This is a genomic window from Rhizobium halophilum (assembly GCF_021648825.1).
Classification (GTDB): Bacteria; Pseudomonadota; Alphaproteobacteria; order Rhizobiales; family Rhizobiaceae; genus Neorhizobium; species Neorhizobium halophilum.
Genome location: NZ_JAKJHS010000001.1, coordinates 726,769 through 748,221 on the forward strand (window position 1 = coordinate 726,769; position 21,453 = coordinate 748,221).

Annotated in this window: 24 protein-coding genes; 10 read left to right on the forward strand and 14 right to left on the reverse strand. The window is 58.9% G+C overall.

What is annotated here, in order from left to right; genetic code table 11:
- Positions 1-13: 13 nt before the first annotated feature.
- A complete protein-coding gene (ku, locus tag LXM96_RS03660) occupies positions 14-817 on the reverse strand; it encodes a non-homologous end joining protein Ku (protein ID WP_239996984.1) in 804 nt (267 codons plus the stop codon).
- A gap of 446 nt (positions 818-1,263) precedes the next feature.
- Between ku and LXM96_RS03665 the strand changes: the two genes are divergently transcribed.
- The 5 genes from LXM96_RS03665 to LXM96_RS03685 all read left to right on the forward strand — a co-directional run bounded on the left by LXM96_RS03665 (position 1,264) and on the right by LXM96_RS03685 (position 3,531).
- On the forward strand, positions 1,264-1,473 hold the full coding sequence (locus LXM96_RS03665) for a hypothetical protein (protein WP_239996985.1): 210 nt from the start codon (positions 1,264-1,266) through the stop codon (positions 1,471-1,473).
- Between the two features lie 218 nt (positions 1,474-1,691).
- Positions 1,692-2,276: a cysteine hydrolase family protein gene (locus LXM96_RS03670; protein ID WP_239996986.1), complete on the forward strand. Its 585-nt coding sequence runs from the start codon at positions 1,692-1,694 to the stop codon at positions 2,274-2,276.
- A gap of 66 nt (positions 2,277-2,342) precedes the next feature.
- Entirely contained in the window at positions 2,343-2,735 is a 393-nt protein-coding gene (locus tag LXM96_RS03675) for a BON domain-containing protein (protein ID WP_239996987.1), read from the forward strand.
- A 26-nt stretch (positions 2,736-2,761) separates the two neighbouring features.
- The gene (locus LXM96_RS03680; protein ID WP_239996988.1) at positions 2,762-2,947 is read left to right on the forward strand and encodes a hypothetical protein; all 186 of its coding nucleotides are present in this window, start codon (positions 2,762-2,764) and stop codon (positions 2,945-2,947) included.
- Positions 2,948-3,033: 86 nt separating this feature from the next.
- Positions 3,034-3,531, forward strand: coding sequence for a YciE/YciF ferroxidase family protein (locus LXM96_RS03685; RefSeq protein ID WP_239996989.1), 498 nt, complete (start codon positions 3,034-3,036; stop codon positions 3,529-3,531).
- A 60-nt stretch (positions 3,532-3,591) separates the two neighbouring features.
- Here the strand turns inward: LXM96_RS03685 and LXM96_RS03690 are convergent, their stop codons facing one another.
- Positions 3,592-3,828 carry a hypothetical protein gene (locus tag LXM96_RS03690; protein ID WP_239996990.1) on the reverse strand — a complete coding sequence of 79 codons (237 nt, stop codon included), beginning with the start codon at positions 3,826-3,828 and terminating at the stop codon, positions 3,592-3,594.
- Between the two features lie 135 nt (positions 3,829-3,963).
- Here LXM96_RS03690 and LXM96_RS03695 point away from each other — a divergent pair, with 135 nt between their 5' ends.
- The gene (locus LXM96_RS03695; protein ID WP_239996991.1) at positions 3,964-4,275 is read left to right on the forward strand and encodes a DUF2934 domain-containing protein; all 312 of its coding nucleotides are present in this window, start codon (positions 3,964-3,966) and stop codon (positions 4,273-4,275) included.
- 255 nt (positions 4,276-4,530) lie between these two features.
- The gene (glgA, locus tag LXM96_RS03700; RefSeq protein ID WP_239997201.1) at positions 4,531-6,009 is read left to right on the forward strand and encodes a glycogen synthase GlgA; all 1,479 of its coding nucleotides are present in this window, start codon (positions 4,531-4,533) and stop codon (positions 6,007-6,009) included.
- A 72-nt stretch (positions 6,010-6,081) separates the two neighbouring features.
- Here the strand turns inward: glgA and glgX are convergent, their stop codons facing one another.
- Positions 6,082-8,163, reverse strand: coding sequence for a glycogen debranching protein GlgX (gene glgX / locus LXM96_RS03705; protein ID WP_239996992.1), 2,082 nt, complete (start codon positions 8,161-8,163; stop codon positions 6,082-6,084).
- Between the two features lie 459 nt (positions 8,164-8,622).
- On the opposite strand from glgX, the gene LXM96_RS03710 reads away from it, so the two are divergent.
- A complete protein-coding gene (locus tag LXM96_RS03710; protein ID WP_239996993.1) occupies positions 8,623-8,889 on the forward strand; it encodes a hypothetical protein in 267 nt (88 codons plus the stop codon).
- A gap of 189 nt (positions 8,890-9,078) precedes the next feature.
- Here the strand turns inward: LXM96_RS03710 and LXM96_RS03715 are convergent, their stop codons facing one another.
- Genes LXM96_RS03715 through LXM96_RS03725 form a run of 3 tightly spaced genes read right to left on the reverse strand, consistent with a single transcriptional unit; the run spans position 9,079 to position 11,224 of the window.
- Positions 9,079-10,134: a c-type cytochrome gene (locus LXM96_RS03715; protein ID WP_239996994.1), complete on the reverse strand. Its 1,056-nt coding sequence runs from the start codon at positions 10,132-10,134 to the stop codon at positions 9,079-9,081.
- A complete protein-coding gene (locus LXM96_RS03720; protein WP_239996995.1) occupies positions 10,131-10,766 on the reverse strand; it encodes a cytochrome c oxidase assembly protein in 636 nt (211 codons plus the stop codon). Before LXM96_RS03720 ends, LXM96_RS03715 begins: the two co-directional genes overlap by 4 nt.
- Positions 10,763-11,224, reverse strand: coding sequence for a hypothetical protein (locus tag LXM96_RS03725; RefSeq protein WP_239996996.1), 462 nt, complete (start codon positions 11,222-11,224; stop codon positions 10,763-10,765). Before LXM96_RS03725 ends, LXM96_RS03720 begins: the two co-directional genes overlap by 4 nt.
- 418 nt (positions 11,225-11,642) lie before the next feature.
- Here LXM96_RS03725 and LXM96_RS03730 point away from each other — a divergent pair, with 418 nt between their 5' ends.
- Positions 11,643-12,203, forward strand: coding sequence for a type 1 glutamine amidotransferase domain-containing protein (locus tag LXM96_RS03730; RefSeq protein WP_239996997.1), 561 nt, complete (start codon positions 11,643-11,645; stop codon positions 12,201-12,203).
- A 6-nt stretch (positions 12,204-12,209) separates the two neighbouring features.
- Here LXM96_RS03730 and LXM96_RS03735 read toward each other — a convergent pair whose 3' ends face one another.
- The 8 genes from LXM96_RS03735 to LXM96_RS03770 form a co-directional block, all read right to left on the reverse strand.
- Positions 12,210-13,301 (reverse strand): DNA topoisomerase IB, encoded by a 1,092-nt coding sequence (locus LXM96_RS03735; RefSeq protein ID WP_239996998.1) that lies wholly within the window; start codon positions 13,299-13,301, stop codon positions 12,210-12,212.
- A 48-nt stretch (positions 13,302-13,349) separates the two neighbouring features.
- Complete coding sequence (locus tag LXM96_RS03740) at positions 13,350-15,041, reverse strand: HWE histidine kinase domain-containing protein (RefSeq protein WP_239996999.1); 1,692 nt, start codon at positions 15,039-15,041, stop codon at positions 13,350-13,352.
- A 267-nt stretch (positions 15,042-15,308) separates the two neighbouring features.
- Positions 15,309-15,494: a hypothetical protein gene (locus LXM96_RS03745; RefSeq protein WP_239997000.1), complete on the reverse strand. Its 186-nt coding sequence runs from the start codon at positions 15,492-15,494 to the stop codon at positions 15,309-15,311.
- Positions 15,495-15,532: 38 nt separating this feature from the next.
- Positions 15,533-15,814, reverse strand: coding sequence for a hypothetical protein (locus LXM96_RS03750; RefSeq protein WP_239997001.1), 282 nt, complete (start codon positions 15,812-15,814; stop codon positions 15,533-15,535).
- A gap of 75 nt (positions 15,815-15,889) precedes the next feature.
- Positions 15,890-16,993 (reverse strand): ABC transporter ATP-binding protein, encoded by a 1,104-nt coding sequence (locus tag LXM96_RS03755; RefSeq protein WP_239997002.1) that lies wholly within the window; start codon positions 16,991-16,993, stop codon positions 15,890-15,892.
- A gap of 5 nt (positions 16,994-16,998) precedes the next feature.
- The gene (locus tag LXM96_RS03760) at positions 16,999-17,880 is read right to left on the reverse strand and encodes a carbohydrate ABC transporter permease (protein ID WP_239997003.1); all 882 of its coding nucleotides are present in this window, start codon (positions 17,878-17,880) and stop codon (positions 16,999-17,001) included.
- A complete protein-coding gene (locus LXM96_RS03765; protein WP_239997004.1) occupies positions 17,877-18,803 on the reverse strand; it encodes a carbohydrate ABC transporter permease in 927 nt (308 codons plus the stop codon). Before LXM96_RS03765 ends, LXM96_RS03760 begins: the two co-directional genes overlap by 4 nt.
- Positions 18,804-18,906: 103 nt before the next feature.
- Positions 18,907-20,157 (reverse strand): ABC transporter substrate-binding protein, encoded by a 1,251-nt coding sequence (locus tag LXM96_RS03770; RefSeq protein ID WP_394801885.1) that lies wholly within the window; start codon positions 20,155-20,157, stop codon positions 18,907-18,909.
- Positions 20,158-20,402: 245 nt separating this feature from the next.
- Between LXM96_RS03770 and LXM96_RS03775 the strand changes: the two genes are divergently transcribed.
- The gene (locus LXM96_RS03775) at positions 20,403-21,452 is read left to right on the forward strand and encodes a LacI family transcriptional regulator (RefSeq protein ID WP_239997006.1); all 1,050 of its coding nucleotides are present in this window, start codon (positions 20,403-20,405) and stop codon (positions 21,450-21,452) included.
- The last annotated feature ends 1 nt before the right edge of the window (position 21,453 follow it).

Consider the following 21,453-nt stretch of genomic DNA (forward strand, 5'->3'; position numbering starts at 1 on the left):
ATTTGAGCAAGGCTCATTTGCGGGACGACTTCTTTTCTGCAGCCAGACTCTTCTTCAGAGCGGCCATGATGTCTATGACATTGCTGGGCTCCTCCGCCTTCGGCTCCGAACGCTTCTTCGTCTTCTTCCCCTTTTTGCGCTCGGCGATGATCTCCAGCAAACGGTCCTGCACAGGGTCGTCTGCCATAGACGGCTTCCACTCTTCCGTGCGCTCCTCGATCAGCTTCTTCATCATGGTCAGATGCTGCCCCGTGGGTTTTGCCTCGCTTGCATTGCCAAAGTAGTCCTTCGCTTCTCGGACCTCGTCTCCATAGCGAAGCGTCCAAACAACAATGCCCTTATCCTTTGGCGTGAGAAGCACCGCCCGCTCGCGACGATACATCACAAGCCTTGCAACGCCTGCAGTACCGGTCTGTGCCATGGCTTCACGAATCACCGCAAAAGCCTCGCCGCTCACGTCGTCGTCGGGGGCAAGGTAGTGCGGCCGATCGTACCAGACCCAACTTATTGAATCGAGCGGCACGAAGGTGTCGATGTCAATCGTCCGAGTGCTCTCCAAGCCGACCTCCTCGATCTCCTCGTCCTCAAGCAGGACATAATCGCCCTCTCCTTTCTCGTATCCTTTTACCTGGTCTTCGTCCTCGACGGCCTCCCCCGTCTCAGCATCAACATACTGGCTAAGAACGCGGGCTTGGGTTTCGCGATTAAGATTGTGAAATCGAACTTTACTGCTCTCGGACACCGCCGGCGTCATGCTGACCCGGCAGGTGACAAGCGAGAGCTTCAGATAGCCTTTCCAGAATGCTCGGGGCGCCACTTGATCAGCCTCCATCAGTGATGGCGGCAACGGCCTCAGCCTGCTCTTTGTTCCCCGGGAGCGCCGGAACAAGGAGCCCACCACCACGTTCTCATGGAGAAAAAACGGAGGACATCATGGCCGACAATCAACCCTCTTCCCCCCATAGCACCACGGACAAGCGGGACACCGAGCCCACAGCTCGTAAAGAACAGGATAAACATGAACTAGAGGATCAGCTGGAAGAAGGGCTCGAAGATACGTTCCCTGCGAGCGATCCCGTGTCTACCACCACGACCTCTATTCCAACGGGTACACCCCCTCCGCCCAAGCGGTAGCTACTGCGCAAGGAGCGGCCATCATCATGTCCGCTCCTGTTTTTTTTGCCCGTGACTTTTTCGGGATTTCCGAAGTTTGTTTATTTGCGCTATGGAGGCTAATCTAACGTCAGCAGCACGAGGCAGACGATGGCCTATACTACGTCGTCAGAGGTCGGAATGGCGAAACGCAATGATGAACTTGCAGAAGGCGATGTCCGGCTCGGACGTCGCGTCAGCCGTAAAATTTCGATGCTGCTGAACGAAATCGAGAAAGAGGCTGTCCCGGACCGCCTCCTGCAACTTGCGACCGACCTTCAGAAAGCTTTGAACGACAAGTCGGAGAAAGACGGGACCTGACGCTTCGTCGGACCGCTTGAAAGCATAGCCGCAGTTGGCTTCTGCGCATCTGCCCTCCAAGTCCTGCCGATCAAAGTGCGCAGGCGTATTCCTTATTCATTGCGATTCACGCCAGCCTCGACAGTAGTTAAGTCATAACGCATCGGCCGTTCCGCTGGAGGAACCATCCCGTCCCGCCCTTGTTCATTCTCGACTCAAACCAACGATCGGAGAAGGGAATGGAGGATCCGCGGAAGTGCCGCCACTTATGCGTCGACATGCAGCGCATGTTCGCAGAGGACACCCCTTGGAATGTGCCCTGGATGGAGCGGGTGCGTGAGCCGGTGGCCACACTGGCTGCCGCCCGGGCAGCGGAAACGATCTTCACCCGGTTCATTCCACCGAAACGGGCAGATGATACACAAGGGACATGGAGCGAGTATTACCGCAAATGGCCGATGATGACTCGCGAAATCCTTGGCGATGGCATGGTGGATATCCTGCCGGAACTGCGTGCGCTGGTTCCACCCGCCATCGTGTTCGATAAACCGATCTATTCCCCTTGGCTCGACGGACGCCTGCACAACTTCCTGCAAAAGCAGGAGGTCACGACCTTGGTGATATCTGGCGGCGAAACGGATGTCTGCGTTATGGCAGCCGTTCTGGGCGCCGTCGACCTAGGTTACTCCATCATTCTCCTAAGGGACGCCATCTGCAGCACGTCCGATCAGACACACGACGCTTCGCTGCAGGTCTTCGGCTCCCGGTTCTCCACCCAGATCAAGATCGACACCGTAAGGAATGTACTTGACTGGTGGCGATAGGCGGAACCTTCCCGCACGGAAAGCGGTTTTCTTTTGGAAGGCATGTCCGAAGTGAAGGAAAACGCCATGAAAGATGAAGCCCCTAAAACCGGACGCCCCGGTGAAACGTCGCAGTGGCCGCGTTGGGAGGGTCCCGCCGAGAACCGCCCGAGCGGTTACATGCAAGGTGACACGAATATCTTCGCCGAAAATCCCGATCAGCAGAAACATCGAGGCTCTGCACCCGCCGCTTATCAGCGACCTGACGAGCACGTGGAGACAGGGGTCAACGAGGCACTTACCCAGGATCCTCTGCTTGATCCCACCAATATCGTCGTCACGGTTCACAGCGGTCGCGTCATCCTGGACGGCATGGTGGCAACCGACGCTGATCGACGGCGGGCGGAAGAGTGCGCAAGAGCGGTGCATGGTGTGACCGGCTGCGAAAACAACCTGAAGATCACGGCGTCCCAGAATTAAATCGAACCCACGAGAGGAGAGACCTGATGGCCGACAAACTGTGGTTCATCGTGGTGGCGTTGGGGCCGCTGCTGCTTGGCGGCGTGATTGCTTATAGCCTCATCCGCCGGCGGCGGCTTCGTGCCACGGAACAGATAGAACAGAAAGAAGCGGTGGAGCGGCTGTACGACAAGCCAGAGGGTGGACGAGAGCCTACCTTCACCCGTCGCTAGGCCGCTAACTTACACGGAACCTTTCCAGCGAGCTGCCGTTACTGGCAGCGGAAACACTCGGCAACCCGATGACCAAGGAGAACAAGATGGCTACCAAGACCCTCGATGATCTTTTCTACGAAACGCTGAAGGATATCTACTATGCAGAGCGTCAGATCTTGAAGGCTTTACCGAAGATGGCAAGAGCGGCCCAGGACGACAAGCTTAAAAGCGCCTTTACCGAACATAAGGACGAGACGGAAGGCCAGATCGAGCGCCTGAAGCAGGTTTTCGAGATCATCGGAAAGCGCGCGAGGGGCAAGACCTGCGACGCCATTGAAGGCATTATTTCCGAGGGCGAAGAAATCATGGAAGAATTCAAGGGCACGCCTGCTCTGGATGCCGGACTTCTCGCCGCGGCTCAGGCAGTGGAGCACTACGAAATCAGCCGCTACGGTACGCTTCGCGCGTGGGCTCAGCAGTTGGGTCTGAAGGAGGCTGTAAAGCTGCTGGATGAAACGCTTTCCGAAGAAAGCAAGACCGACGAGAAGCTGACGAAGCTCGCCGAGACTGCGGTTAACACGGCGGCCCAGAAAGCTGCCTAGTCGAAAAAATGGGAGGGGTTCGCAGGAACACCTCCCATTAATAACCTACCGGCGAGCCTGTTATGCTGAGCCGGAGACCGTATAAGGGAACGGCGCAAGCCCATTTTCCTGCACCGGCACCATCTTGCCGTTCACGCCTTGGTACCGAAAAACTCGTTGACGCATCTGTCGCGTCACCTCCACCTTGGCGGCTTCCACGGCCAGTTCATAGGTCGGGAACGAGCAATCCGCCTCGACCCCATTCAGGATGTAGGTCCAGCCAGCGGAATGGGGAATAATGTCGCAAAATTTGTTCATGTCGAGGCTCCTCCTATAAGGCGCACAAACTCCCGAAATTCTTTTTGGTTCCGCTCAACGCCGCGCGTCGCTTTTTTGTGACCCAGGGAACTCCATGCGCCGTCAAGCGTTCGCTTTTGGCGAATGGAGACAGGTATGGCGGACACCGAAGAAGACTGGATCAGAAAGCGGGCGTACGCCCTCTGGCAAGAGGAGGGTAGCCCCCATGGGAAGGACGCAGAGCACTGGGAGCAAGCAAGGCGAGAGTATGCCGCCTTCGCGTTGACACCTGCCCGGCGTGGCTCCGCCAAACGCGCAGAGAATTCAGCATTGGCGCCAGCGCCTTCGATTCCCGATGCTGGGAAGAAGACGCGGCCAAAGAAGCTGCCCACCAGCGGTTCAGCTGAAAAATCTCCCGGCAAGGCTTCCGCTGTACGCCGAAGCAAAAAAGCCAGCGACGACGGCTAAGTCGTCCACCAAGCGTCACCTGCTGCGGCTCCGCCGCGGCGCTCCCATTTCCCTGATTTTGGAAATGAGGCGTTCAAGAAGACAGCGCAACTGTCCGACGCTGGAACGCCGCTCCTCCTCCATCAGTTGGACCTTGATACTGAAGAACTGGTGGAAGATGACATGCTGAACGTTCAGTTCCCCCCTTCCGCTCCTCGCCCGGAGCAGTCAGTGCCGACACCCGGCGGCATCAAGAGGAGGTCGACCAGCTTGCCCCTGAAGGTCCTATCGGTTGCTTCGGAGATATTCCCGCTCGTCAAAACCGGCGGTCTGGCAGATGTAACGGGCTCGCTCCCGAAGGCACTAGCTCGTTGCGGAGTAGAAACCGCAACACTCCTGCCAGGCTATCCGATCGTCATGGAGCAGTTGTCCAATGCCCTTCCACTCCTCGCATTCGACGACCTTCTTGGTGAGCCTGCATCGCTCCTGCACGTGCGGGTAGAGGGCTTAAACCTTTTTGTCCTCGACGCTCCCGCCCTCTATGACCGTGCCGGCGGGCCCTACACGGACGACACAGGCAAAGATCACCCCGACAACTGGAAACGTTTCGCCGCCCTCAGCCTGGCGGCCGCAGAATTGGCTGCCGGAGCGCTTCCCGGATGGCAACCCGATCTCGTTCACACCCACGACTGGCAGACAGCTCTGACATCTGTGTACATGCGAGAGATGGGACTTGGAATTCCCGTTGTGATCACCGTGCACAACCTCGCATTCCAAGGACAGTTCTCCGTTCAACTCTTGCCATTTCTCGGTCTGCGGGCGGAGCTCTACTCGACCGACTGCCTTGAATATTTTGGTGACATCAGCTTTCTGAAAGGCGGACTTCAAACAGCCGATGCCATTACGACCGTCAGCCCGACCTATGCCCGCGAGATCCTCACGCCGCGTTTCGGGATGGGGTTGGACGGGGTTCTCAACGAACGGGCATCCATTCTCAGGGGCATCGTCAATGGGATAGATCTGGACGTCTGGGATCCGATGACGGACCCGAACCTCATTGCGAACTACGATCATTCCAACCTCCGTCTCCGGTCGGGGAATCGTGCCGCTCTGCTCCGAAAGTTCGAGCTCGACGACACTGATGAAGGCCCGGTCTTTTCCGCAGTTAGCCGCCTGACCTGGCAAAAAGGAATGGACATGCTGGCCGAAGCGGCGGACGAGATCATCTGCAACGGCGGCAAGCTCATCGTCTTTGGCCGCGGTGACCACGCGATAGAGCAGCAGCTTTTGGAAGCCGCGTCCCGCTATCCTAGCCGAATGGCGGTGCATATCGGCTACGATGAACCCACCGCGCATCTGATCCACGGGGGTTCCGATGCGATCGTGCAGCCGTCGCGATTTGAACCCTGCGGACTGACTCAACTCTACGCGCTGCGCTACGGCTGCGTCCCGGTTGTGTCTCGCACCGGTGGGCTCTCCGAAACCATCATCGATGCCAATGACGCTGCCATGTCGGCGCGGGTGGCAACCGGATTCCAGTTTCATCCGGTGACGACAGACGGATTGCGCGGAGCTTTGCGGCGGGCGCTTCAGGCCTATGCTGATCCCCGGCAGTGGCCCCGCCTGCAGAACCAGGGCATGAAGGCCCGATTCTCTTGGGATCGGAGCGCCCAGCAATATGCCGCCGTTTACGCAAGCCTGACAAAAAAATCGCGTAGCCTTGAAATTAGCATCGCGCCTCATATCGCCATCTGACGGCCCGTCGCAGAGGTTCACAAACAAAAAACCGGCCAGGCGGCCGGTTTTTTGTTGCTTATGGGGATCCCATTAGTCCGTAACCCGCCTGAGGATGACAAAACTGCGGCCGGCAAGCTCCAAGTCCTCGCCTTCTTCCACCTCCATGCCTCGTGTGGAAGGGTCGACAGTTGAGAGTTCAAGCACCCATTTGCCTTCCTTCATCACTGGAATATGGAAGGGTACGGTGCCTTCGAACGGATTGAAAAGAACCAGAACATTGGCCCACACACCGTCTTGCCCCTTCAGGTCAGCGCGCTTCAGGTTGAGCCCGAGCGTGGTACCCTCCTGCCAGTGTTCTGGGAGCTGCTCCCCGCCGCCGGCATTGAACCACCTGACCACCATACCATCGCGCCAGCTTTCTCGACGGAAGATTGGCTGCTTCTCGCGAAGATCGATCAGCTGCTTGGTGAAGGCGCGCAGGGCCTCGTTGCTTTCGGGTAGGTTTTCCCACTGAACCCAGGAGATTTCGCTGTCCTGGCAGTAGCCGTTGTTATTGCCCATCTGGCTGCGGCCGAACTCGTCGCCAGCAAGGAGCATCGGCGTGCCGTGCGACAGGAAGAGCGTCGCCAGGAAGTTGCGTTTCTGCCGTTCGCGCACGTCATTGATGTCTTCGTCTTCCGTCGGGCCCTCTGCACCATAGTTGTAGCTGCGATTGTCGTTGTGGCCGTCGTTGTTGTCCTCGCCGTTCGCATCATTGTGCTTTTCGTCGTACGAAACGAGGTCGTTGAGCGTAAAGCCGTCATGGGCGGCAACGAAATTGACGCTTGCCCAGGGACGACGGCCGCGCAGGTCGTAGATGTCGCCCGAGCCGAGCAGGCGGGCGGCAAAGTCAGGAGCGACATTCTCTCCACGCCAGTAATCGCGGATCGTGTCGCGGTACTTGTCGTTCCATTCGGCCCAGCCAGGGGGAAACCCGCCGACCTGATAGCCTCCTGGACCGATGTCCCATGGCTCGCCGATCAGCTTTGTGCGCGAGAGGATTGGGCACTGCGTAATCGCGTCGAAGAAGCCACCCCGCTGATCGAACCCTTCCGGCTCCCGCCCCAGAATAGTGCCGAGGTCGAAGCGGAAGCCGTCGACCTGCATATGCTGCACCCAGTATCGCAGCGAATCCATCACCATCTGCAAAACGCGCGGATGCGACGTGTTGACGGTGTTCCCGGTGCCCGTATCGTTGATGTAGTAACGGTGCTGGTCCGGCAGCGTTCGGTAGTAGGAAAAGTTGTCGATACCTTTGAACGAGAGGGTTGGCCCCAATTCGTTCCCTTCCGCCGTGTGGTTGTAGACCACGTCCAGGATCACCTCGATCCCGGCATCGTGGAAGTTGCGCACCATCTCGCGGAAGCCCTCATAGCCCCGCGGCCCGTAGTACCGAGGCGTGGGAGCAAAGAATCCAAGCGTATTGTAGCCCCAGAAGTTGTGAAGCCCCTTCTCCAGCAGATGCTGATCGTCGGGGAAGTAGTGCACCGGCATCAGTTCCACCGAAGTGATGCCGAGGCTCTTGATGTAGTCTACTGACGCCTTGTGCCCCATACCTTCGAAGGTGCCGCGGAGTTCCTGCGGTATCGCCGGATTGAGCTGAGTGAAACCCTTCACGTGCGTTTCGTACACGATGGTTCGTGACCAGGGCACGCTGGGCTTGTCGTTCAGATGCCAATCGAAGCCGTTCGGCTCCAAGACCCGGCACTTTGGCGTGAAGGGCGCACTGTCGCGTGCATCAAAGGTGAGATCCTTGTCCTCATGCAGAAGATCGTAACCGAAATGCGCTTCGTTCCACTCCACGTCGCCTACCAGCTCTTTGGCGTAGGGGTCGATCAGCAACTTGTTGGGGTTGAAGCGATGACCATTCTCGGGGTCGAAGGGACCATGCACACGATAGCCGTACAAGCTTCCGGGCCGAAGGCCGGGGACATAGCCATGCCAAATCTCATGGGTGTACTCGGGCAGCTCAAGGCGGGCGATCTCGTTCTTACCACTGCTATCAAAGATGCAGAGCTCGACGCGTTCCGCGTGTGCGGAAAACAAGGCGAAGTTAGTTCCCTCTCCGTCGTAGTTGGCACCAAGCTGCTCCCAACTACCCGGAAGAATCGCGTATCCGTTATGACTGTCCATGCGCCGCCCCTATGAAGAACCTTCCAATAATGGGACGGCGCAGTATTGGTTCCGACAACCCGCTGATTATCTTTTCACAGTACCAGTCGGACTTTCCACGGGCGACTGTCCACCTGCACCGGTCTGAGGCGTAGGATCCGCGTCCGTCGGTGCAGCAGTTGGCCCGCTCTGAGGAGTGTTGTTGATCGGGTCGCTGGTATCCGTTCCCTGATCGCTGCAAGCCACCAGGAACAAGATCATTGAGGCCGTAGTGATCGCACGAAACATCGTCATCCTTCTCCAAATATTCTTCGGACGCAGCGCCTGCGCTACCAGGAGGTTCACCCCTCAACACACGCGCCCCTGCCTCGGTCCGTGCAGAAGCGTCTCCACCAAGTCTATGGGTAACTTTATCAAGAAGGCATTGTTCCCTTCCGACTGGCGCGCCTATCTATGGATCAAACGCAGTTGGAGAAAGCAATGAACATGCTGACGCCCGAGGAACTGGAAGGCCGCCTGAATGCTCATCGCGAATTGATGATCGACATGCTGGCGGCGATGATTGGTGGTGAGGCCGCGACCGCCGACTTTCTCCGGAAGCTCCGAAGCGACGCGACTTTCAAGGACAATGAGGAAGATCCAGGTGTACTTCCCGAACAAGGCTTCGCGATCGAAAATGCGGCCGCAGTCGAACTGCGAAGCATCTTGGAGGCCGCAAAAGCGAGAGCCTCAGCAGAGATCAGGTAAATATCGTGCGATTAAGGCAAATCCGCCATCTTCGTGTCGTAAATGTGGAACACCATCGGTTTGCAGGCGTTCAGTTCTCATTCTAACGATGGAGACAGCCATGGCGAAAGATTGGGTAGAAGCAGCCGGATTGGTCATGGTCGTTGCCGTCTGTTACATGATGGTCATTCCTGTCTAAGTCGACGAGCATCAATTGTCCCGCTGCGCAAAATAGGCAGCCACCGCTGCAATGTCGTCCTCTTCCAAGTTCTTCGCCACCTCCAGCATGAGGTGGCTGTACGACGTTCCACCACGGACACCTTCGACGAAGAGCTTGAGCTGTCGCTCGATGTATGGCTGGCTTAAGCCGGCAAGCTTCGGATACACCGGATTTGCCCCGGGCTTTTCGTGACAGGACAGACATGCTGGGATCTTGTCCTTGGCTCGCCCGTTTTCCGCTATGGACCGGCCTCGATCGACGAGCTCTGTCTCCGCCGACACCTCAGTTCGCTGCGAGCGTTGCTGGCTGGCGTAGTAGCGCGCAAGCTCGGCGAACGTATCCTCCGTCAACGATCCGATCGCGACCTGCATGATTCCGCTAGCGCGCTGTCCATTCGCATAAGCCTTCAGGCTTTCCAGCAGGTATGCTTCCGACCGCCCCGCAAGACTGGGGACAATGCTGTGGGAGGTGAGCCTGCGCTGGCTATGGCAACTTTCGCAGGTAAGCGGCAGGTCATCCACCTCCCCTTCCATGGGTGGCTGGTAGAGGCCCGATAACTCGTAGTATCGGGCAGCATCCAAATTAGGTAGCGCCCGAAGGAACGCCACCATCGCCCAGACCTCGTCCGGCCGCACCTGCGTCGGCCACGCGGGCATGCCCGTGAAGCGCACACCGTGCCGAACGATCTGGAACAACTGCTCGTCCGTCCAGGTCGAGATGACAGGAGCAAGATCAGGCGGCGCGGGCAGCATATGCGGCACCACTGCAACGGGATCGCGAACCGGCGATCCGTGACACATCGCACACCCGATCTCGTAGTGTCCGGCAGCGGGGGGAAGGAGAGCAGGATCATCGAGAGGCGGAGCCGTCACGGAAAGGGCAGCAGTGCGAACGGAGTTGCGCATCACCCAATGCAGGAACCAGTCTGTAACGGCCCAGTGTCCAGAGCTGGCGCCTACCCCGATCAGGCCGGACCAACCAACGAGCAGCGCCAGAGCTGGGACGCCGAACACTCCGATAAGGACCTGTCTCCAGCCGATCTTCAAGGTGTGCCTCCAGAGCTGGTTCGGGCTTCAAGCGTGGTCGCGAGAAGGGCAACGCCGCCCGCGAGATAAACGATCGCACCGATCAGAAGCATCACGACGCCACCGGCCTGTTGATCGACAGCCGCGCTCATTGGGACGCCAAAGCATGTCACCTCAGCGTCACCATAAAGCGGCCGCGGCGAGAGCGCCAACAAGGCTCCCAGCAAGGTCATATGCATGGAGGTAAACAGGAGGCCGAAGGTTCCGGCAAGCCGCCTCCCCTCGCGCCCATCCAGTGCCCCGCCGAGGCAAGACAGCCAAAGCAGGAGCCCCGCAAGAAGAAACGTCATCTGCTCGAGCGCAGTAAGGACCCACGAGCCTTCCGCCGCTTCACGTGCCGCCGGAAGATGCCACCCCCAGATTGCCGCCAGCTCAACGACAGACGCCACCACGGGTGTGAACCATGGCCAACGAATGGTCATATCATAGCGCGAGCCGGTGAGGCCGACGGCAAGCAGTGGCGCCACCACGGCAACCACTCCCATATGGACGATCATGTGGACGGAAAAGGAAGCGCGGTTGGAGAAGGGAAGGACGCCAACCCATAGAACCAAAAGCACGAGCAGTCCGCCCGTCGCGGAAACCCGCCTCATATCTGGCACCCCGCGATAAAAGCCAGCGGGATTGCGACATAGACTACGGTCAAGAAATTCAGTCCTGAAAGGAGAAGGGTTGCAAACCCCGGAAAGCGCCAACGGTCGCGGTCTGTTGTCTGTGAGTGCGGAGGCTCACGCGATCCGAAACCCCACTGCCGCGAGGCAAGGTAGGCCGACAAAACGATCATAGCGAGCGCTAGCAGCGTAAAAATGCCAAGACCGATCCGGGTCAGGTCGAAGTCGATGCTCCAGACGAGCATTTTTTCACAATAGATCGCCACGACGACATAGCAGACAACGAAATGGAACGCCCATAGCTCCGAATGCGGCTCTCGCCCCCGCCTTGACGCATAGATCAATGCACCAACCACGCCAATCCAAACCAGCGCCCCGCCGGCCAGCATCATATAGAAGAGGTTTGCAACATCTGCGGCTTCAGGGCCTGCGGGATCCAAGGCTGACTGAGGCCCGGAACAAGAGGAGAGAGAAGGAAGACCAACAAGGAGCGCTGCCCGAAGCGCCTGCCTCCGGCACTCGCTTAAACATCTTCTCCCGCTACCGACGCTCCGGCCGGGCAGATCAGCTCCATCCTGCAAAAGACCCCCTGGCACATCCAGCTCCCTCCGCGGCTTCGCCGCGGGCGATCGGAAGTAAACGCGATCGTAGGGCGTTTGTTCCAGGCTGATTGTCAGCGGTTGTCACAGTCGACGCACAGCGGGAACGAATGGAGGTGAAGTGTGTTCCTTTTGCACGGACGGAAAAGCCTCCGCTCAGAGGACGACCCGAGGCAGCCCCTTCTTCGGCGCCTTTCTATAGCTTCCGCTGATGGGAGAACGGACAACTTTAGAGACCTTCTAGATTAGGAGTAACGTAATGGCTGACATCAAGTCTGCTACCATTCTCATTCTTGCAACTGATGGCTATGAACGATCAGAGTTGCGCGTCCCGCTGGACCAGTTGCGCAAACAAGGCGCCGAGGTGAAGATCGCATCGATCAAGAATGGTCAGATCAGGAGTTGGGATGAAACCGATTGGGGCGACAGTGCCGATGTCGATCTTCTTGCTTCCGAGGTGAAGGTCGAGAATTTCGACGCAATCGTTTTACCTGGCGGACAAATCAACCCAGATGTGCTTCGCACGGACGAAGATGCAATGCGCGTCGTCCGCGATTTCGTCAGAAGCGGAAAGCCCGTCGCTGCGATCTGCCACGCACCGTGGCTATTGGTCGAGGCAGATGCACTGCGCGGCCGCCGCGCAACATCTTATCCTTCGATCAGGACAGATGTTCGCAATGCGGGCGCTCAGTGGGTCGACGAGGAGGTCGTGGTCGACAATGGCATTATCACGTCGAGGTCTCCCAAAGATCTTGATGCTTTCGTCGCCAAGATCGTCGAAGAGGTCAAGGAAGGCCGCCACGATCGCCGGGCCGCATAGCTGAAGCTATCTTGGTGCGGTCGCCACGTCCTCAGTCGCGGCGGCCGCAACCAGTTCTCCCGCTGCTTCCCGCAGAAAAACAAGAAGGCGCTTTTCGTCCGCCCGCAGGCCTCTCAGGCTGCCCGTCTTCACGGGGTCTGAAAATATTGTCTGGAGCGGCGACTGGTCTTCCACCAGAGCGAGGATCGCCGGGTGGATGTAGCTAGACCTGCAAACCGCGGGCGTGTTGTGGAGCCGCTCGGACGCGGCGTGGCAAACGAGTTTTACCTTCGGCTTCTGCCCGTCCTTCACGGCCTGCCAGACTGAAGAGAAGCCAGCCAGGCTGCCGCCCCAAGTTCGAAACGTCTTTGCGGAAATGGGAAAACCGGCAATTGCAGCCAGATATGCGTTCAAACGGCCTGAATCGACGGGATGAGGCAAGCCATCGTCGTCGGGCCAAGAAAACAGCTGACGACCCGGGAGATCTGCAATCTCCTCGAAGATGCGCTGCAGACGTGGGTGTTGGATCGTATGGCTTACCTTTTTCCCGCCCTTGGCCGTAAACTTCAGCACCACCGCATCGTCTGAGAGCTTCATGTGACGCTTGAGCAGCGTCGTTGCACCATAGGTCCTGTTTTCCTTAGCATAGGCACGATTTCCGATCCGCAGATGAGCGGCATCCATCAGAGCCACTATGGCCGCGAGCACGGCTTCCTGGTGGTCCAGTCCAAGAGCTAGATCCCGCTCGATCCGCCTGCGGATGCGCGGCAAGGCTTCACCGAAGCGGATCAGCTGATCGTATTTCAGCTCGCTCCGGTGGCTCTGCCAGGCAGTGTGATAGCGGTACTGCTTGCGGCCCCGAGCATCATAACCGGTGGCCTGGAGATGGCCCTGAGGATCCATGCAGATCCACACATTCTCGTATGCCGGCGGCAGGCCAAGAGCCGCGATCCGGCGCTTCTCTTCCGGGTTGGTCAGGAGCTTGCCGTCCGGCAGCCGATAGCAAAATCCCCTTCCGGCGCGCAATCGCCGGATACCAGGCTGGGTATCACTCACATACGTGAGACCGATTTCCTTAAGGGATTGCTCGTCTGGAGCGGAGAAAGCTGTAACATCCATGGGCCTTAGAACGAGAACCGGCTCTCTTCGTTCCTGCGGCCACCGTACTCATGTCATCAGCTCCGGAATGGTTTCACTGGAACTTCGCTCGAAAGCTTCGCGGGGCGCGGCCAGCGCCCATGAAAAACCACTCTCCCGATAATGGACGTCGACCCGTCCACCGAACGACGCCTCAGCATGCCGTCTGATAATCGTTGTCCCGAAGCCCGTCTGCGCAGGCTCTTGCGCCGGAGGGCCACCAAGCTCCTCCCACGTCATTCTGAGGAGCGATTTCGGCTCTGATGGGACATCCTGTCGCCACGAAAACACAACCTTCCCCTCGGGAACGGAGAGGGCGCCATACTTGAGCGAATTGGTGGCAAGCTCATGGAGAACCAGACCGAGGTTCTGCACCGCTTCCGCCTTTAGTGCGATGTCTTCACCATCGAGCTCGACGCGATCGGAAGCCTCGGCAAATGTCTCGAGCTGTATTCTGACCAGTCGCTTCAACGGCACTCCGACCCATTGCTCGCTTGCGAGAACCTCAATCGAGCGGCCCAGTCCCTGCAGGCGCGTCGAAATCGCCTTCTGGAACTCCTCCATGGTGGCCTCCTGGCGCCCCAACTGGCGCATCATCGCTTGAACCAGCGTCAGGATGTTCTTCGTCCTGTGCACGAGTTCATGCAGAATTAGGTGCATTTTATCTTCGGCCTGGCTCCTGTCGAAGGAAGCGTTGGAGAGCGCGACTGAGATTTGGCTCACTTCCCGAATGCGGGTCTCCACGGGGGGAACGATCTCGCCTCTCCCAATGCGCTCCGCCATTTCGGCAATCTGCCTGATGGGAAGGCGAAGTTGGCGTGCGATCAGATAACCGCAGAGCATGCCGATCGCGAGAAACAGGATGCTTCCGACGATCAACTGACGCGATGTGTGAAGGATAGCCGCCTGGGCCGTGCTGATCGGCCCCCAGACGACGGCCTTCCACTGAGAGCCGACGATCTGGGCATAGCCATAGATTTCTTCCGGCTCGCCACCCACATCCTCTATCGTACCATTGACGCCGGACATCAGCCTGACCGTCTCTTCTGAAAAGTCGGTGATCGAGGAGGCGTTGCTTTCCCCAAGAGCTGTGACGATCGCGCCATCGCCATCCAAGATAGCGACAGACCATCCGGGCGGCATGCCTTCTGTCGAAAGGAGCCTCTGCAGATCTTCCGCATCTTGCGTCATGATGAGAGCGTGCGCGCCCGAACTGGCCGCTTTCTCCTCCGACAATGGCATCACGACGTTGAACACGAAACGACCGCTGGTCGGGCCGAAGAAGACGTTGGAGATTTGTGTCACTTCGCTTTCGAGCGCAGCCCGAAGTGTGGAAGGACTCGACGTAGGCGGTAAGGGAGTGCCGAAGGGAACACGGGTGTTCAGCAACTGCTGACCATTGGCATCAACGGCGATCACATAGAGCGAGTTTGATCGGAGACTATCCTGACTCCGGTTATGGAAAGCCCGAAGATCCCCCTGTTCGAGCTCCGGCGAACCCGCAAGGACCCGCAGGGTCGTGGTCATGTCCTGAAGCGCCCGATCGACAGAGCGGGCAACCATCTGTGCGTCTTCCGCGGTACTTGCGGCAAGGAGCTCGCGATCTCTGCTTTCCAGCTCGATCATCAGAAAGAGAACGAAGGCAATGAGAGGGATAGCTACCACTGCCGAAAGGGCAATCAGGTAGACCCCGATCGAAGCAGTCGGAAGAAAGCGGGGCACAACCCCCTCTTTCGACACTACAAAGTCTCCCCAGCGATCACGTCAGTGACCGCAGCGGTAGAAGCCCTCATGTATCCCGCCCCTTGCTAATGTAGCACAGGTCCGTTCTAGCTTCTTTTGGAGAAACCACCAACCCTTTGAGAGCTCAGGATGAATATTCCACTGAAGAAATGGTCCCCGTGCCCGATAGCGGACGTCTCAATGCTGCACAATTCGGCTCCCATGGCACAGGAGAGCCGAGTTGGACTGATGCCGAAAGGCCAGATTTCAGTCCTTCGGCGCATCGTCGCCCGGCGGCTCCTTGTGAGCCGTAGCGTCTTCTGATCCGGTGATCACCGTAGGCTTGGCGCTCGCGACGCCGGAGCTTTTTCCGCCGGCCTTCACATTGGCGAACTGTCCTGCCGCGTCATTCTCAACCGTTTGCTTGTCAGCTGGCTTTTGTGTCGAACTCATGTGTGTGGCTCCTGCTGCTGATCTTGGCGCGCGTTCGATTACTTGCGCTCGGGCGTGTCGCCAGCATCTGGAACGCGCTTCCTGCCAAAATCGTTGCGAGCCGGCTCGGAGGCTCGACCGTAATCGGCGCGATAGGAGTCCCGTGCCCAAGCCTTCGACATCTCGTTTTGGGCGTACTCGACCTCCGGAAGTTCACCCGGGGGTGACGCGGGATCCGTCTGTTGATCCTTTTGGCTCCGGCCGTCGTTGATCTCTGGATCCCGCTCGCTGCGAAGGCCGTCGTTTCTGTAGCCGCCAGAGGGATGTTCGTCCCTGCTCATCACACCTGGTTCCCTGTTGCTGATCGATAGTGATCTTCTAACAGGGGCCGCAGGTGTTTGTTCCTGTTGGAAAGATCAGGTCAGGCGTTGGTTCGTAGCGGGATCGAAGACAACTGCCTTGTCGAGGTTGAACACGAAGGTGAACCGTTCGCGCGGAGCAATCGGCACATCCGCCCGCACACGTCCGGTGAATGAGCTTCCTTGCAGCGTGGCCGTTACAAAGGTATCCGATCCCGTCGGCTCCACCAGGCGCACGTCTGCATCCACCTTTGCGATTGCATCGGCGGTCGGATCGACCAATCCCTCGTCCGTGATACCCTCTGGCCGCAGACCGAGAATGACCTCCCTTCCATCCGCGAGCTGGGTCGTAACGGATGATGGCATGGGAACCCTGACCGTCCCATCAAAGATCGAGATTTGCCGGGTGCCATTGCTGGAGACCGCCTTGCCCTTCAGCATGTTCATCGCGGGTGAACCCATGAAGTCCGCCACGAACAGATTGGCAGGATGATTGTAGATTTCCGCCGGCGTTCCGACCTGCTGAATTGCTCCATCCTTCAGCACCACGATCTTCGTCGCCAGCGTCATCGCCTCGATCTGGTCGTGCGTGACATAGATGATTGTCGCATCCGTGTTGTGGTGCAGCGACTTGATCTCGGCCCGCATCTCCACGCGGAGCTTAGCGTCGAGGTTCGACAGCGGCTCATCGAACAGGAAGACACGCGGCTGGCGCACCAGCGCCCGCCCCATGGCAACGCGCTGACGCTGCCCGCCGGAAAGCTGGCTCGGACGCCGGCTGAGCAGGTGCTCGATCTGCAGGGTCTTGGCAACATTGCGGATCAGCTCTCCGCGCTCAGACTTGTCGACACCCCTCATTTCGAGCGCGAAGCCGATATTCTCTTCCACGGTCATGTTCGGATAGAGCGCGTAGCTCTGGAAGACCATCGCGATGTCGCGCTTGGAGGGGTGCAGGTCATTGATGACCTGGCCATCCAGCACGATCTCGCCCGACGTCAGCGGCATCAAGCCCGCGATTGCGTTCAGGAGAGTGGACTTGCCGCAGCCGGAGGGGCCGACAAGAACGAGGAAGCCGCCCTTTTCGAGCTCAATGCTGATGTTCTTGAGAACCTCGTTGTTGCCAATCTTCTTGCTGAGGTTCTTGATCTCGAGAAAGCTCATTGCGGTTATCCCTTGACTGCGCCAGCCATGAGGCCACGCACGAAATAGCGTCCGGCGACGATGTAAACGAAGAGTGTCGGCAAGGCCGCGAACACGGCGGCCGCCATGTCGACATTGTATTCCTTGACGCCGGTGGAAGAAGAAACGAGGTTGTTGAGCGCAACCGTCATCGGCGACTCCGCCCCGGAAGAGAAGGAGACGCCGAACAGGAAGTCGTTCCAGATATTGGTGAACTGGTAGATGATCGTCACCACGATGATCGGACCCGAACTCGGCAAGAGGATGCGCCAGAAGATCTTGAAGAACCCTGCGCCGTCGATCATCGCCGCCTTGATCAGCTCGTCCGGAAACGCCTCGTAATAGTTGCGGAAGAACAGCGTCGTGAAGCCGAGACCATAGACCACGTGGACGAAGACGAGCCCGGTGGTGGAATTGGCGAGGCCGAAGATCCCGAGCACGCGCGCCATCGGGATGAGCACCGCCTGGAACGGGATGAAGCAGGCAAACAGCATCAGGCCGAAGACCAGCTTGTGGCCGGGGAAGCGCCACTTCGTCAGCACATAACCGTTTAGCGCGCCCAGCACCGTCGAGATCAGCACCGCAGGGACGACCATGCGGATGGAGTTCCAGAAATACCCTTTGATGCCTTCGCAGGTCACGCCGATGCAGGCTTGACCCCAGGCCTTCGTCCAGGCCTCCCAGGATGGATCTCGCGGCAGGGCGAGCATGTCGCCGCCGCGAATTTCCGCCAGCGATTTGAAGGAGGTCGTCAGCATCACGTAGAGCGGCAGCAGGTAGACGAGGGCGAGGAGGACCAGCAGCGAGTAGATGACGATGCGGGCCGTGCGCGCAGAACCGGCGCTGACGGTTTCGGCTGCAGCACTCATGAACGCTTCTCCCGAAGCTCGGAATAGAGATAAGGCACGATGATGGCGGTGATGCCCATCAGCATCATGACCGCACTTGCGGAACCGACCGCCATCTGGCTGCGCGTGAAGGTATAGGAGTACATGAAGGTCGACGGCAGCTCCGTCGCATTGCCGGGACCGCCGCCCGTCAATGCAATGACGAGGTCGTATGACTTGATCGCCATATGCGCCAGAACGATGAAGGCCGAGAGAAATACGGGCCGGAGCATCGGGATGATGATGCGCCGGTAGATCGCAAACACCGGTGCGCCGTCGATCTGGGCAGCCTTGATGATCTCGCCGTCGATGCCGCGCAGCCCGGCAAGGAACATGGCCATGACGAAGCCGGATGCCTGCCAGACACCAGCAATCACGATGGTGTAGATCGCCATGTCGGTGTTGACCAGCCAGTCGAACTTGAAGCTCTCCCAGCCGAGATTGTGCATCGTCTTTTCGAGGCCGAGGCCCGGGTTGAGGAACCACTTCCAGGCGGTACCGGTAACGACGAAGGACAGCGCCATGGGATAAAGGAAGATCGGCCTCAGCAGGCCTTCTGCGCGGATGCGCTGGTCCATCAGGATTGCGATGAACAGGCCGATAGCGGTGCAAAGGCTGATGTAAAGCACGCCGAAGATCGCGAGGTTCTTGATCGCCATGTACCAGTTCGGTTGCGACCAGAGCCGGTAATAGGCGTCGAGCCCGACCAGGTCGTAGACTGGCAGGATGCGCGAGCGCGTGAAAGACAGGTAGACCGTCCACAGGATGAAGCCATAGACGAAGATCAGGGTAATGGCGAAGGACGGCGCGAGGACGATCTTCGGCAGCAGCGTTCCCAGCCGCGCCGTGAAGGACCGACGCGGTCGCTCCGGCGTCACAATGGGAACGGGTTCGATCGTCGTCATACACCACCTCCGGCCGAGACCGCGAATTGAAAAGCGAGATTTGTGAGTGAGAAAATGGCCGGGTCATCCCCGGCCATTTTCAGATATTGAAGATGCTTCGCACTTACTGAGCGGATGCAACGGCCTGCGGCAGGCGCTCCAGAGCCTGGTCGGTCGTGATCTGACCATTCAGGTGCTGGGTGACCACGTCGAAGACAGCTTCCTTGACGGCCGAAGGCTGTGCGTGGCCGTGGGCGAGCGAACCGGCGAGGTTGCCGCTGGCAGCAGCTTCAGCCAGGTCCTTCATGCCCTTCTTCCCGCAATCGTCGAACTCCGTATCAGGAACGTCGGTGCGAGCCGGCACGGAACCCTTTACGGTGTTGAAGGCGATCTGGAAGGCCGGATCTTCAACGGCGCCTGCCATCTTCAGCTGTGCATCACGCTTGTCTTCACCGACGTCAAACATGACGAACTGGTCGGAGTTGAACAGCACGGAACCCTGGGTGCCGGGGAAGCGGATGCAGACGAAGTCTTCACCAGGCTTCTTGTCCGCGCGCAGCCACTCGCCCTTCGACCAGTCGCCCATCTGCTGGGCGCCGGCCTTGCCTTCGATGACGAGCGCGGTGGAAAGGTTCCAGTCGCGGCCGGAGAAGTTCGGGTCGAAATAGGTGCGCAGCTTGCTCATGTCGTCGAAGACCTGACGCATGGTATCGCTGGAGAGAGCTTCCGGATCGGCCTCGATCACAGCCTTCTTGTAGAAGTCCATGCCACCGACCGAAAGAACGACCGATTCCCAGAGGGTGCCGTCCTGCCAGGGCTGACCGCCATGGGCGAGCGGCGTGATCCCCTGTTCCTTGAACTTGTCGAGCAGCGCAAACAGCTCATCCATGTTCTTCGGCGCTTCACCACCGGCCTTGTCGAGAGCGGCCTTGTTCAGCCACAGCCAGTTCGTGGAGTGTACGTTCACTGGCGCTGCAATCCAGTCGCCGTCAAACTTCGAGAATTCCTGCAAAGCAGCCGGAATGACCTCGTCCCAGCCCTGCTCTTCCGCAAGATCGTTCAGGTTGCCCAGAACGCCCATCTCGGCCCAGTCCTTGATGTCGAAACCGAGCATCTGGACCGCGGTCGGCGGATCGCCGGAGGTGACGCGGGCACGAAGCGCCGTCATCGCCTGGACACCGGAACCACCGGCCACCGGCATGTCCTGCCAGGAAATGCCTTCCTTCTGCAGGTTTTCCTTCAGGACGTTAAGCGCCGCAGCCTCACCGCCGGACGTCCACCAGTGGAGGACTTCAACGCCTTCTTGAGCCTTTGCGGCACCGGCCGTCACCGCGATCAGAGCAGCGCCGGCAGCCAGCTTAGTAAATGTTCTAATGTTCATGAGAATCTCCTCTAGATCCGGGCTCCTCTCCGGATGGTCAATTTATAACGATACAAAACCCAGGGCTGTCAACCCCGTGCGATCCGTGGCGGAGCGGCGGAAGCGCCAGATGGGGCATTGATTTGTCGAAGCAAGTTTTCTTTGCAAACCTGCACAACGGGAATTGCCCGCGAAATTTATAACGATATAGTTCCCCATAAGGAGACCCTTTGCAGGGTCGGGAGTGAGGTGACTATCCGATGAGGAATCGGAACGAGAGCGGGGCGCGCGGCAGCCCGCCCGCAGAAAGAGGTACGTACCTCCGGGACGATGCCAAGCCGACGCTCCGGACGGTGGCGGAACTGACGGGCCTGGCGGTGACCACCGTCTCGCGCGCACTGGCGGATGCACCGCAGATCGCGTTGGAAACCCGGCTACGGGTGCGGCGGGTCGCGGAGGAGATCGGCTACTTTCCGGATCGAGCAGCCCAGAGGCTGCGCACCGGCCGAACGAACGTCATCAGTCTCGTTCTGGACCCCCACGAGGAGATCCTCGGCTACGCGACCTCGATGATCAACGGCCTGACCGAGGCTCTGCGGGGGACGACCTACCATCTGGTGATCACGCCACACTTTTCCGACACGCCGGCCCAGGATCCGGTCAGGCACATCATGCGCAACAGGATGGCGGACGGCATAGTCTTCACACGGACCGAGCCCTCCGACGAGCGGGTGAAGCTGCTCCTCGAGCGGGACTTCCCCTTTATCTGCCATGGGCGGACAGAGCTTGCGACGCCGCATCCGTTCGTCGACTTCGACAATTACGCCTTCGCCTACAAAGCCGCACGCAAACTCATCGATGGCGGCTCAAAGAAGCTCTGCATCATCCTGCCGCCGGAGCGTTTCACCTTCGCTCACCATATGCGCCACGGCTTCATGAAGGCCGTCCGGGAGGAAGGCCTCGCATTCGATATCCCTGACGAAGTGACCTTGGACAGCAAGTCGGACGACATCCGGTGTGTAATTGACCAGCGGCTTTCGCAGCCGGACCGCCCGGATGGCTTCATCTGTGGCGGTGAGGTTTCTGCGCTCGCTGTGATGGCGGCGGCTCATGACCGCGGTCTCGACCTCTGTCGTGACGTCCGGCTGGTTGCGAAACAAACGTCAGGCCTCTTTGACCAGATCAGGCCACGGACAGAGACCATCTACGAGGACCTCGCGGAAGCCGGTGCCCTAATGGGACGCCTTCTGCTGAAGCGGATTGCGGAGCGTCCGCCGGTCTCGGAACTGCAGGTGCTTCAGACGATCTGAA